The organism is Wenyingzhuangia heitensis (assembly GCF_011762155.1).
Classification (GTDB): Bacteria; Bacteroidota; Bacteroidia; order Flavobacteriales; family Flavobacteriaceae; genus Wenyingzhuangia; species Wenyingzhuangia heitensis.
The window spans coordinates 432969-446320 of sequence record NZ_JAASQL010000001.1 but is presented as its reverse complement, the minus strand read 5'-3'; the positions used below and the strand labels follow the sequence as shown (position 1 = coordinate 446320).

The following is a 13352-nucleotide window of genomic DNA, read 5'->3' as shown; positions in this document are numbered from 1 at the left end:
TGCCCTATTTTTGGGGTGTAAAACACAAATTAGTATGAAAAAAATAGTATTCATTTTTACCTTGTTTATTGCGATGGGTGCAAACGCTCAAAACAGTCAAATAAAACTAGATTTATTAGATATTTTGGTCATGAGAACTTTGGATGTATCTTATGAAAAACAACTAAATGATGAGGCTTCTATTGGTTTGTCTGTCTTTATAAACTTTGAAGACAAAGACACTAAGTTTAGATATAACGAAGATTTTCAAATCACTCCATACTTTCGTCAATACATAACTACTAGCAATGGTTTTGATGTTTTTGGAGAATTGTTTGGTAGCTTAAATTTTGGTGAAACCGATGAAAAAACAGAAAACGGTCTTGTTGTAGAAGAATCTAAAAACTATTCTGACTTTGCCTTAGGACTAGGAGCTGGTGCCAAGCACGTGTCTAAAAACGGATATGTTTTTGAATTTAACGCTGGTATAGGTAGAAATTTATTCAACGCTAAAGTATCTCGTCAATTTGTGCCAAGATTTGGAATTAGTGTAGGAAAACAATTCTAAATTCCAATTATGAATGTTATACGCAAACAATATTCCATCTCTGAATACCCAACTATTCTAAAAGAATTTTTAAAATGGTTGGTGTTGTCTTTGGTTATTGGTGCGTTGGTAGGTGTGGCTTCTGCTGCTTTATTAGCTTCTTTAAATTGGTCTACAAATTATAGAGAAGCACACAAAGTCATTATTTGGTTATTGCCTATTGGTGGTTTAATTGTAGGTCTTTTGTACCATTATTACGGACAATCTGTTGCCAAAGGAAACAATCAATTGTTAGAAGAATTAAACATTCCTAAAGATATTATTCCCTTTAAAATGGCTCCACTTATTTTTATAGGAACCGTAGTCTCCCATTTGTTTGGAGCTTCTGTAGGACGTGAAGGAACCGCTGTACAAATTGGTGGTGCCATTGCCGATCAATTTTCGGGCTGGTTAAAAATGAACAAACACGACAGACGAATTATCATCTTAATGGGTATTAGTAGTGGTTTTGCAGGTTTGTTTGGAACTCCGCTAGCTGGTGCAGTGTTTGCTTTAGAAGTTTTGTTAATTGGTAAAATTAAATATAATGCCATTTTACCTTGTTTGTTAGTGGCGGTTGTGTCTAATTCTGTATCAAGAGAAGTAGCACATTACTTACATGTACCACATACAAATTATATTGTTAATTTGGTTCCTAAACTTACCCTTATTAACTTTTTTTGGTGTGTACTTGCTGGAATTATTTTTGGAATCGTCAGCACTTTTTTTTCAAAAGGTGTTCACTTTTTTGCACAATTTTCTAAACACATAAAATACCCACCACTTAGACCTGTTGTAGGTGGATTTGCAATTGCTATATTGGTTTATTTTATAGGAACTAAATACATAGGATTAGGAATCCCTACCATTTTAGAGTCTTTTACCACAAGTATGAATGGCTACGATTTTGCCCTAAAACTAATTTTAACCACTTTTTGTATTGCCTTTGGTTTTAAGGGTGGAGAGGTAACTCCTTTATTTTTTATTGGGGCTACTTTGGGTAGTGCTATGGCTTTCTTTTTTCCTTTGCCTATTGGTTTGTTGGCCGGAATGGGTTTTGTAGCCGTGTTTTCTGGAGCTACCAACACCCCTATTGCTTGTACCTTAATGGGAATTGAATTGTTTGGAATGGATAGCGGAGTTTATATAGCCATTGCTTGTGTAACTGCTTATGTATTTTCGGGTCACACAGGAATTTACACCTCACAAATAGTTGGAACCTCTAAAACCAATAAATACACAACTGAAGAAGGTAGTTTACTAGGAAAAATACATAGAGATTAGTTTATTTTTTAAATTGCTTTCTTATAATTTTTGCTACTTTTTTTCCTTGTGGTGTAAACGCTTTGTCTTTATTCCTCATTGTTCTTTCTGTTAGGTGCCATTTCCATAAAAACCCTCCTGCAAACCAATTTTCATTATAAAAAGAGTTGTACAAAGATTGATAAGCATTTGCTTGTGCTTGCTGATTTATCGCATATTTACCGTTACTCCCCCAAGTTTCTTTGGTGTTATAATCAGAACTTTCAAAACCATATTCTGTAAACAAAATAGGTTTGTTATTGGTTTTACTTAGTTGATGTAATTCTTGTTTTATGGGTTGCCAAGCTGCAAGCAACTCATCTATAGTAGGTTGTTTTTTATCAGACAAAGAGTAATATGCATCTACTCCTATATAATCTAAATCTCTCCAAAAGTTTATTGCCTCTACATTGTCCCAATTGGCAGCATAGGTAATGTTCCCTTTATACACTTGCCTTACTTTGTTGATTAATTTTTTAAAGAAGAACGGTCTTTGTAAAGTGACTTGCTTTAATTCTGTTCCCACACAAAACAAATCTACTTGCTGTTCCTGAGCCATTTTTGCAAAGCTTACAATATAGGCAGTGTATTCTTTTTCCCAAGTTTTCCAATCTTGTTCTTTTTCTAACGTAAAATCTCCAATCCAACTTTTACGATACCAAACATGAGGTTTTAAAAACACTTTTAATCCTTGTTGTTTGGCTAGGTGAATCAATCCTAAAACTCCTTCTGATTTTTCTCCCCACCATTGACGGTTTTGATTGTAATATACATTTGGGGAACTATTATTACAAAACGCAAAAGGAATAATTGCCACCCAATTGGCATTGATCTTTTTTACACCAGACATTGCCAATTCATCTACAGGTTTTGGAGGCGACACCAAACTAACTCCGTTTATTTTTTGCTGAGAACATGACACTAATGTGAATAATGCAAGAATTAGAAAGAGATGCTTTTTAAAGAGGTTCATGATTTTTATGAAATGTGTTTTTTATAAAATAGTGTTATCTAATATAGTGTCTTTCTTGTTGAAAAAGAAGATATACTTCTTAATCCAATTTATTGTGCCCTTAAATTATTTGAAGTAACAAATGTGTTTTTAAAACAACTACTTCTCGATACAATTTTGTTGCGCTTTGCTTCTCAAAATTACTCGAAGTGACAATAAGAATTCTTGATATGCTGTCGCTGCTTGAAGTGACAATAAGAAATGTCACTTCGAGTGACGATTGTTGTAACAACGTGAAAACAATTGGTGTATCGAGAAGTACTGCGAAGGGGAATGCTTTTTATGATAAAAATCGTTCTCAACACTTATTTCGTTTTAAGCATACCGCTAAAAACAAATGGATACTTATATTTGTGCCAAACTTTAGATTGATGATTTTTACAGACACCCACACCCATTTAAATAGCGAACAATTTGATGAAGACAGAAATGACATGATTCAGCGAGCGATTGATGCGGGTGTAGAACGTATGTTTATTCCGTCTGTAGATTCTGAATACACCCAAAGTATGTTTAAAGTGTCTGAGGCTTTTCCTGAAAATGTACATTTAATGATGGGTGTACACCCTACTCACATTAAAGAAAACTATAAAGAAGAACTTGCCATTGCTAGAGAATGGTTAGAAACAGGAAAGTTTGTGGCTGTGGGAGAAATTGGTATTGATTTGTATTGGGATGCTACTTACATCCATCAACAAAAAGAAGCCTTTAAAACCCAAGTGCAATGGGCAAAAGAACTAGGCCTGCCAATTAACATACATTGTAGAAATGCTTTTACTGAAGTTTTTGAAATTTTAGAAGAAGAAAAATCAGAAAAGTTATTCGGGATTTTTCATTGTTTTACGGGAACTTTAGAAGATGCTAAAAAAGCCATTGGTTACAATTTAAAATTAGGGATTGGTGGAGTATCTACTTTTAAGAATGGTAAAATAGACAAATTTTTAACGGAGATTCCTTTACAACATATTGTACTAGAAACCGATGCACCTTATTTAGCTCCTACTCCTTTTAGAGGAAAACGAAACGAATCTATGTACACGGTAAACGTGGCCGAAAAACTAGCTACTATTTATCAAAAATCTTTAACAGAAATTGCAGAAATTACGACACAGAATAGCAAAGATGTTTTTGGAGTTTGATGTAATTCTATCCTAAAACCTACCACAAATCCTTTAAAACAGGACTTGTCCTTATTATGTCCATACCCTTTTTTTAATTCTCTATAGACTTAAAACTACTTTTAAAGAATAATTATTAACACATTTATTCTATGAAATATTTTAAGACAATTATTTGTTTTGTTTACTTTCTTACAAGTGTTTTGACCATCAATGCTCAAACATGGAAAGACCCAAAAGCAAATGTAAACGACCGAGTTGAAGATTTAATCTCTAAAATGACTTTGGAAGAAAAAATTAGTTACTGCGGATCTAGAATTCCAGAAATTAAAAGATTAGGAATTCCATCTTTTGAATGGTATGGAGAAGCTTTACATGGTATAATTGGTTGGAACGCTACTCAGTTTCCACAAAACATTGCCATGGGTGCTACCTGGAACCCCGATTTAATGTTTGATGTAGCTACTGCTATTTCTAACGAAGCAAGAGCTTTAAAAAACATGGGTAAAAAAGAAGTGATGATGTTTTCTCCTACCGTTAACATGGCTCGTGATCCTAGATGGGGACGTAATGGAGAATGTTACAGTGAAGATCCTTTTTTAATGTCTGAAATAGCACGTATGTATGTTAGAGGAATGCAAGGTAACGACCCTAACTATGTAAAAACCGTAACTACAGTAAAACACTATGTGGCTAATAATGTTGAAACTAAAAGAGAAATAATACATTCTAACATTGGAAAAAAGGATTTATATGAATACTATTTTCCTGCTTACAAAGCTTGTATTGTTGATGAACAAGCTACCGGAATTATGACTGCTTTGAATGGATTGAACGGAATTCCTTGTTCTGCACACGATTGGTTGGTAAACGGTGTTTTGCGTAACGAATGGGGTTTTAAAGGGTATGTAATTGCAGATTGGGCAGCCGTACAAGGATTAGAAAAACGTATGAAATATGCAAAAACGCAACCCGAAGCAGCTGCCATGGCTATTAAAGCAGGAGTAGATCAAGAATGTTTTAGAAACAACGTAAGAAATGCTCCAATGGTAAATGCTTTACCAAAGGCACTAGAACAAGGTTTACTTACCGAAAAAGACCTAGACATTGCTGTAAGTAGATTGTTAAGATTGCGTTTTATGACAGGTGATTTTGACGATGCTAAACTAAACCCATATTCTAAAATCCCTGAAAGTGTTTTAGAGTGTGACACCCACAAAGCATTGGCTTTAAAAGCCGCAGAAGAGTCTATTGTTTTGTTAAAAAACGAAAAGGTACTTCCTTTAAAAAAGGACATCCAAAGCATTGCTATGATTGGTCCTTTTGCCAACAGATGTTGGATGGGAATATATTCTGGACATCCTAAAAGTAAAATTAGTCCGTTAGACGGAATAAAAGCTTATACCAATGCTACTGTAAGTTTTGCTCAAGGTTGTGAGGTAACTGCAAAGGACGACGATGCTAAAAAAATTGCCGAAGCTGTAGAGCTTGCTAAAAAATCGGAACAAGTAATTTTAGTAGTTGGTAATGATGAGACCACCTCTACCGAAAACACAGATAGAACCTCTATAAAACTACCAGGAAATCAACACAAATTAATTAAAGCGGTACAAGCAGTAAATAAAAATGTGATTTTAGTTTTAGTTCCTAGTGGACCTACTGCTATTACTTGGGAACAAAAAAACATACCCGGAATTGTATGTGCTTGGCCAAACGGACAAGAGCAAGGAACTGCGTTGGCTAAAGTATTATTTGGTGATGTAAACCCTGGTGGAAAATTAAATGCTACCTGGTACCAATCTGACAACGATTTACCTGATTTTCACAATTATAAAATTGCTGGAGGTAACAGAACTTATATGTATTTTAAAGGAGAGCCTTTATACCCTTTTGGATATGGATTAAGTTACACTCAATTTAAAATTGATGCTATTGCTATAGATAAGAAAAAATTAAAAGCTGATGAGTTTATTACTGTAACAGCAAATGTAACAAATACAGGAGCTGTAAATGGAGATGAAGTAGTTCAAGTATACATTAGAAACTTAAAAAGCTCTAAAAAAACACCTATAAAAGCTTTAAAAGGTTTTAAACGTGTGTCTGTAGCTCCAGGAAAATCTAACAAAGTAGAAATTAAAATACCTTACGAAGCATTTGCTTACTACAATTCTAAAAAAGGAAAACTAAAGGTAGAAAAAGGAACTTTTGAAATTTTGGTTGGAAACTCTAGTGACAATATTAGCACTACAAAAACCATTCAGGTTAAAGCAGGAGCTATTCCAGAAATTAAAGTAGGACAAAAAAGTGCGTTCTATAATTTTGATGTGAACAAACACGGAAGAAGCTGGGACTACTTATATAAAAATCAAGCTAATAAAAACACAACTAACATTAAAGAAGAAGACACTTCTAAATGGATAGAATATGAGATTACATTTGTTGATCCTGGTTTTTATGTAAATACTTGGAATGCTGAACTAAACTTTAAATTTGCAACTAAAGAAGCAGTGATAGAAACCTTTATGTCTGGAAATTCTATTGGAACCTATACTATTTTAAACAAACAACGTAACCTTGCTATTAAAATTCCTATTCCTCCAGAATATGGTCAGCCAGTGCGTTTAAGAATTAAAACAAGAAGTGGTACTGTAGAGCATGAATCTATTAAGATAATTCCTCCTGGAAAGGTGAAGCCATTTGTGATTTCTAAAATTATAGATACCTCTAAATAATCCAGAGATTTATTTATACATATATTCGTGTATTTATAACTAAAAGACAAACCTCAGACAATATAGAATTGTCTGAGGTTTTTTTATGTGATTTATCTTATGGAGTAAGCCCTATATTTTGGAAAAGATGCAGCTCTTTTAGATATTAAAACTTTTTGTAATAAGAAATATTTAGGTTCTCAACTCCGCTCGAACACCCGAAATGTTAATTTTAAATCGAGGCATCGAGTCGAGATGCTTAAATACTATTGATATAGGTAACCAAATTATCATCTCTTTTTAGCTCTAATTTTTTTCGTAATCTATAACGTGCTTTGTTTACACTATCTGCAGACACTCCTAATAACTGTGACATTTCTTTGGTAGAGAAATTCAATTTTACCAAAGCACATAGTTTTAATTCATTTCTACTAAGATTGGTATGTTTTTGTCCTAAAGACTCGTAAAAAGAGTTATTTACCTGTATAAATCTAGTCTCAAACTCCTCCCATGTTTTGGCAGAATTTACGTTAATCGTACTTTTTATCTGTTCTACAAAAGTGTCATCTTTGTCTCTTTTAATTTCTTCTAATCCTTTTTTAATTTCTTCTAACAGTTTGTCTTTTTCTATCAACTGTAAAGCTGTAACTGCCAACTCTTTTTTCTTTATTTCAAGTTCTGCGTTGGCTCTTTCGGTAAGTAATTTTTTTTCTACAACCATTTTTTTTCGAGTCAATCTGATTCCAAAAAAGGATACCAAAATTGTAATTACAACCAAAACAACAGAAAAAATTAACTGTAAATTCAATTTCTCTTTTTCTGCTTTTATCAATTTTAATTCTTGCTCTTTTTTAATTTTGTTATTTTTTACCAGGGTATTTCTATAAGAATCTTTAATTTCAAAAAGTTGTTTGTTTTGGATACTTTGACTTCCAAATAAACTATCCCCCAAAACCTTAGACTCATTTACTTGCTGGTAAGCCAATTTATAATTCTCTAGCTGATGATTAATTTTAGCTGCTTTTTCTAACAAACTCACCTGAAGACCAATGCGTTTGTGTTGTTTTGAAATAATTTTTAGACTTTTATTATAAAACGTTAACGCCTTTAAGCTCTCATTTTTTTTAACATACAAATCTCCCAACATAGAATAAATAATAGAGGCATAATTGTGCCCCTCAGAAATTTCTTTTAAAATTTTAGTTAATATTTTTTCAGACTCCTCATACTTATTGGTTAAAGTATACATGTGAGCTTTTTCTGTTAACACATAAATTTTTCTGTTAAAAGTTGAGTTTATAGAATCGAGTAAATGTTCACTTATGTCTAAATTTCGCTTAGCTTCCGAATAGTTTTCGTTCATTCTATACGTTAATGCTGCGGTGTAATATAAGTCAGATTTTATATTAATATTTTTTAAGACATTACTTTTATAAGCGTACAAAAACATAGAATCTATAGCCGAAATAGCTTTTTTATTTTTATAAAAAATAGAATACAACAAAGACAGATTTTGATAAGCCTTGTACTTTATTACAGGATTTTTTAAAGAATCTGAGGCAATTAAAGCATCCCAAATTTTATCATAAGCCTCTGGATAATTGGCTATGGTTATTAATTGCTTAGAATATTTTAAATCTATCTCAATTTTTTTCAACAAACTATCTTGTTTGCTTTCTTGTGAAAAAGAAATCAGACTAAATAAGCTGATAAAAATGATTATAAAAAATGTTTTATACATGTCTATTTACTGAGTAAACTCTATTTTATTTTGTTTTATAAAAGAGTCCTAAATTAAAAAAGCTGCCTTTAACAGACAGCTTTTACTTGTATTAATTTGCATTTTTATATTGATCCTCTAAGCTTACTTTGTATATAGATTCTAGCTCTTTTACAGATTTTTTATAAAAAGTAGATTCTGGTGGCATGTTTAATTCTTTCCAAAAAGCAGGGTTGTAGGGCAATTCATAATCCCCCATATCTTTGTTACCAATTGCGGTACCCTCTACATCCATTTTCTTTCTATCGGTTTCTATATTTAGTACCATAGCCTCGTGCCTATAAGAAACCTCAATTTTATTTTTGTTAATCTTTAGTAACTTTTTCTGTACGTCGGTAATTCTCATATCACTTTTCCACTCTCTGTTATGGTAGCTTAAAAATAATTTTCCATTTTTATGTTTTTTATACAAATAAACAGCATCTAAATCTGAAGTTTCTATTTTATAAATTCCATAATTGTCTAACCCTACATATAATGTGATTTTTTTCCATTTATTTTTTTTATGCTTTCCTTCTAAAATTATAATGTCCTCACCATCGTAGGTAGTTCCTCCTGTCTTTTTCCATTCGTAACCATTTCTATACTCACCTGTTCTAATAGGATGTCTATTAATCATTACATCTATGGCGTGGTAACTTTGTTTCTTTTTAAGAAAACGGTAATCTCCAGACTTTCTAATCTCGCTAATCACTTTTTTGTCTAACTGATAAGAACCCATTCCTCTATCTAAAGCCTTAATATAATGTTCTACCAAAAACCTAGAAGTATGGTTTTCTGTAGAAAATCTACGATATAAAATATTTAACTGATGTGTTTTTCTTAGTGTTGTTTTTTTGATGGCTTTTCTAGCTAGATCCACATACTTCTCTGGTGACAAAATTTGAACCTCATCTAAACTCACCACATCCTCTTTAAGTACAATCTTTTTTTCTTGCTGAGCTAAGTAATCTTTAATAGGGACTTTTAATGTTTTAAATCCAATGGTAGAAATTTCTAACGTATCTTTTATATGTTTTTCCGATACTATTAATCCAAATTCTCCCTCGTCATTACAAACTGTACCAATATAGGTAGAGCTAATAGTTACTGAAGTAAAAGCAACTCCAAAATCGGTTCCGTCAACTACTTTTCCTGTAATTCCAATTTTCTTCTCTTGAGAAAAAACAGAACACGACAAAAGTATCCATAGTATTAATAATTTAGTTTTCATTTGTTTTAGCCTTAGTTTAGTTACAAAACTAAGGCTAAAACAACAATTATCACAACACAAACGCTGTTTTATTAAACATAAAACACCAAAAACCACATTTTAATACAAAAAAGCCTGAGAAATAAATAATTTTTTAGATTTTCCAATAGCAACCTCTACTTTATAATAAGAATAATTTGTATTCTTTAACTTTAATCTTATCTGAAACTGATTGTCAAATTTTTTCTTAACAGGATAGGTGATCTTATCTAACAATTTCCAATTTTCTTTAGTATTACTCCCCCACACTTTTACAGCATTTAAACAATTAAACCTAAATCTATAAAATGTACCACAGTATAAAACCAATTCGCTTATTTTTTGAGTATTATCTTTTACATCTAAAACAGCAACCAATGTTTCTTTAGGAAGGTAAGAAACCCACCCTTGATTTGTAACAGTACCTTGTGCTAAATAATTATCTATAAGTAATGTTTCTCCATTTCCAAAGTAATCGGCCATTTCATTAGGAAAATTAGTGGTTAAAGAATTTATCTTAATACTGTTTTTAAAGACTTTAAATTTAATTTCATCACTCGGATTTTTTCCTTCTTTATAGGCTCTTGCTTTTATAACAACTGCATTTTTATCTTTAAAATCAATAACAATTCCATCTTTATAAGTTTCAGAATCTTTGTTTACTTCCTTACCTAAACTGTATTTAACAATCGCGTTGTGATCTAAATGTTTTAAATAAATTACGTCTCCGTTTTGTTTTACGTTTTCTTTCCCAATAATTTTAGGAGGAGCTACAATCCCTTTTTTATCGGAATTTTTCACTCCTCTTTCAATGTTTAAATTAGGTAAATATGTCAATAATTTTTGAGTGTCTTTTTTAGTGATTTTAGTTCCCCAAATACACAATGTATTTAAACTTTTTAAGTCTTTTAAATCCTCTATAGCTTTGCCATCTAGCTGAGTTCCACAAACAGATAATTTGGTTAAATTTTTTAAGCTTTTTAAATCAACAATCGCCTTATTCGTAATATTTGTATTGTTTAATATTAAAACTTCTAAGTTTTTAAATTCTTTTATTACACTTACATCTTTATCTGTAACTGCCAAATTAGATGTGTTTAAAGAAACCATTTGCTCTTTTACAGGAATTAAATCCTCTAAAAACTTAGTGTTATACGCTGCACCTCCATAAACGGTTATATCTAAAGCAGGAGAATTTACAGACTTTGTATGAATACTTATATAAGGAGAAGTACTTAAATGATTGATGACTTGATCATCTGCAAAAGAAAAATCATAACTAGGAGTCGTTTCTTTTGTTGTCCACTTTGTTTTAATCAATTGTTTTAAAGTGTCTGTTTCTTTTAAGTCAGCTAAACGAATTGTATCATTAATCCCTTGATGAATCCACAAAGAAATCAATCCTATTTCTTCTTTTGTTAGCTGAGGTTTCCCATCTGGAGCCATGTGTTTTTTATGAGATAACGGCAACAAAACTCTTTTTAAAAACACACTCTTTTCTGGCTGATGAGCTAACCACAAATCTCCGTGCTTTCCTCCTTTTTTAATAGCCTCAATACTCGTTACATCTAAACCTCCTTTTGGTTTTTCTGCATTGTGACAACTTTTACATTTATTGTTTAAAATAGGCTGAATGTGGGCTGCGTACACAGAACTATTTTCGTTTACCTCCTCTTCAACCTGTAAAGGCTCTGTTATAAAAGTACTTCCGTGTGTTAGTCCAGCACCATAATGTCCAACAAAAACCACCAATACCAAACCCATGTATAACAAAGGTGTGTATACTTTTTTAGAATAAATTGAAACTAACAAATACATGTAAAAACTAAGTGCAACTCCTAACCATTTGTGCAATTGCATTAAGTCTGACTCATACCCTTCTAAAGAAAGTAAAAACCCCATAATGGTTGCGATTACGGTAGTAAAAGCAGTAAGTAGTAATAATTGATAATGTATTTTCTGATACGTTTCCTTTTCAGTGCTTTTTTTAGCGAAGGTAAACAACACCAACAAACCAATAAAAGCTACCGGAAAATGCAATATAATAGGGTGCATTCTTCCTAAAGGCTGTACCCAGTAAGGCACTTGTACAGCATTTTCAAAAACTAATAAAAATCCTAAAAACACGTGTAATACAAACAATAACTGTAATACATATTTTGTTTTGTTCTTCATCCTTACGAAATAATATCTTTAACCACGTTTCCGTGTACATCTGTCAATCTAAATCTTCTTCCTAAATGCTTATACGTTAATCGCTCATGATCTAAGCCCATTAAGTGCATAATAGTTGCATGTAAATCGTGAATATGAACAGGGTTTTCTACAATATTATATCCTAATTCATCGGTTTCACCATATACGGTTCCCGCTTTAATACCACCACCGGCCATAAACATGCTAAAACATCTTGGATGATGATCTCTTCCGTAATTTTTTTGCGTTAATTTTCCCTGACAATAATTAGTCCTTCCAAACTCACCTCCCCAAATGACTAAGGTTTCATCTAACAAACCACGTTGTTTTAAGTCGGTAATTAAAGCAGCAGAAGCTTGGTCTACATCTTTTGCTTGATTTTTAATAGCTCCCACTAAATTGTTATGTTGATCCCATCCTTGGTGATACAGCTGCACAAAACGAACTCCAGATTCTGATAACTTTCTAGCCAACAAACAATTTGCTGCATAGGTTCCAGGTATGTTACAATCAGCACCATACAATTCTTTAATACTTTCTGGCTCTTTAGAAATGTCTGTAACCTCTGGAACAGCAGTTTGCATACGGTAAGCCAACTCATATTGTTGAATTTTAGAATGAATTTCTGGATCACCAAACTCTTTGTAACTCAACTCATTTAACTGTCCTAAATGATCTAACATTTTTCTTCTGTTTTGACCATCCATCCCTTTAGGATTGTTTAAATACAAAATAGGATCTTCACTAGCACTTAACTGTACTCCTTGGTGTGTGCTGTCTAAAAACCCGTTAGACCAAAGTTTAGAATACACCCCTTGTCCATTTCCTTTTCCTTTGGATAGCAACACACAAAAAGAGGGTAAATTTTTATTCTCACTTCCCAAGCCATAACTTAACCAAGAACCCATACTAGGTCTACTCCCTACTTGTGATCCTGTTTGTAAAAATGTTAAAGCAGGATCGTGATTAATAGCATCTGTATGCATACTTTTTACAATACACAAATCGTCTGTAATTTTAGCTATGTTAGGCAACAGTTCACTTACATAAGCTCCGCTTTTTCCATGTCTATCAAATTTATAATGAGACCCCACTAACGGAAACTCTTTTTGATTGGCTGTCATTCCCGTTAAACGTTGTTCCCCTCTAACAGAATCTGGTAAATTTTGCCCAAACATTTCTTCTAGCTTGGGTTTGTAATCAAAGGTTTCTAATTGAGAAGGAGCTCCATTTTGTACTAAGAAAATAACTCTTTTTGCTTTTGGGGCAAAATGTCTTAACCCTACAGGAACTTCATTTATATCTTCTTTTTGCCCTGTAAAGAGCTTGGGTGCTAATAAAGACCCCAAAGCCAAACCTCCCATTCCCAAAGCTGCTTTAGATAAAAAATGTCTTCTATTGATATTTAACTGATGTTCAAAAAATTCTTTAGCCATA

Annotated in this window: 9 protein-coding genes; 4 read left to right on the top strand and 5 right to left on the bottom strand. The window is 32.4% G+C overall.

Annotation, left to right across the window (positions count from 1 at the left end; genetic code table 11):
• The first annotated feature begins 34 nt into the window (after positions 1 to 34).
• Both FHR24_RS01815 and FHR24_RS01810 read left to right on the top strand, forming a co-directional pair.
• Entirely contained in the window at positions 35 to 547 is a 513-nt protein-coding gene (locus FHR24_RS01815) for a DUF3575 domain-containing protein (RefSeq protein ID WP_167183029.1), read from the top strand.
• 9 nt (positions 548 to 556) lie between these two features.
• Entirely contained in the window at positions 557 to 1849 is a 1293-nt protein-coding gene (locus FHR24_RS01810) for a voltage-gated chloride channel family protein (protein ID WP_167183027.1), read from the top strand.
• A gap of 1 nt (position 1850) precedes the next feature.
• Here FHR24_RS01810 and FHR24_RS01805 read toward each other — a convergent pair whose 3' ends face one another.
• Positions 1851 to 2840: a glycoside hydrolase family 113 gene (locus FHR24_RS01805; RefSeq protein WP_167183025.1), complete on the bottom strand. Its 990-nt coding sequence runs from the start codon at positions 2838 to 2840 to the stop codon at positions 1851 to 1853.
• Positions 2841 to 3250: 410 nt separating this feature from the next.
• Here FHR24_RS01805 and FHR24_RS01800 point away from each other — a divergent pair, with 410 nt between their 5' ends.
• Both FHR24_RS01800 and FHR24_RS01795 read left to right on the top strand, forming a co-directional pair.
• Complete coding sequence (locus tag FHR24_RS01800; protein ID WP_167186875.1) at positions 3251 to 4018, top strand: TatD family hydrolase; 768 nt, start codon at positions 3251 to 3253, stop codon at positions 4016 to 4018.
• Positions 4019 to 4149: 131 nt separating this feature from the next.
• Positions 4150 to 6729 carry a glycoside hydrolase family 3 C-terminal domain-containing protein gene (locus FHR24_RS01795; RefSeq protein WP_167183022.1) on the top strand — a complete coding sequence of 860 codons (2580 nt, stop codon included), beginning with the start codon at positions 4150 to 4152 and terminating at the stop codon, positions 6727 to 6729.
• Positions 6730 to 6967: 238 nt separating this feature from the next.
• Here the strand turns inward: FHR24_RS01795 and FHR24_RS01790 are convergent, their stop codons facing one another.
• From FHR24_RS01790 to FHR24_RS01775, 4 genes are all read right to left on the bottom strand, one after another.
• On the bottom strand, positions 6968 to 8365 hold the full coding sequence (locus FHR24_RS01790; RefSeq protein WP_167183019.1) for a transcriptional regulator: 1398 nt from the start codon (positions 8363 to 8365) through the stop codon (positions 6968 to 6970).
• A 175-nt stretch (positions 8366 to 8540) separates the two neighbouring features.
• On the bottom strand, positions 8541 to 9701 hold the full coding sequence (locus FHR24_RS01785; RefSeq protein WP_167183017.1) for a carboxypeptidase-like regulatory domain-containing protein: 1161 nt from the start codon (positions 9699 to 9701) through the stop codon (positions 8541 to 8543).
• A 99-nt stretch (positions 9702 to 9800) separates the two neighbouring features.
• Entirely contained in the window at positions 9801 to 11894 is a 2094-nt protein-coding gene (locus tag FHR24_RS01780; RefSeq protein WP_167183013.1) for a c-type cytochrome domain-containing protein, read from the bottom strand.
• Positions 11895 to 11896: 2 nt separating this feature from the next.
• Positions 11897 to 13351 (bottom strand): DUF1501 domain-containing protein, encoded by a 1455-nt coding sequence (locus FHR24_RS01775; RefSeq protein WP_167183010.1) that lies wholly within the window; start codon positions 13349 to 13351, stop codon positions 11897 to 11899.
• Position 13352 lies beyond the last annotated feature (1 nt).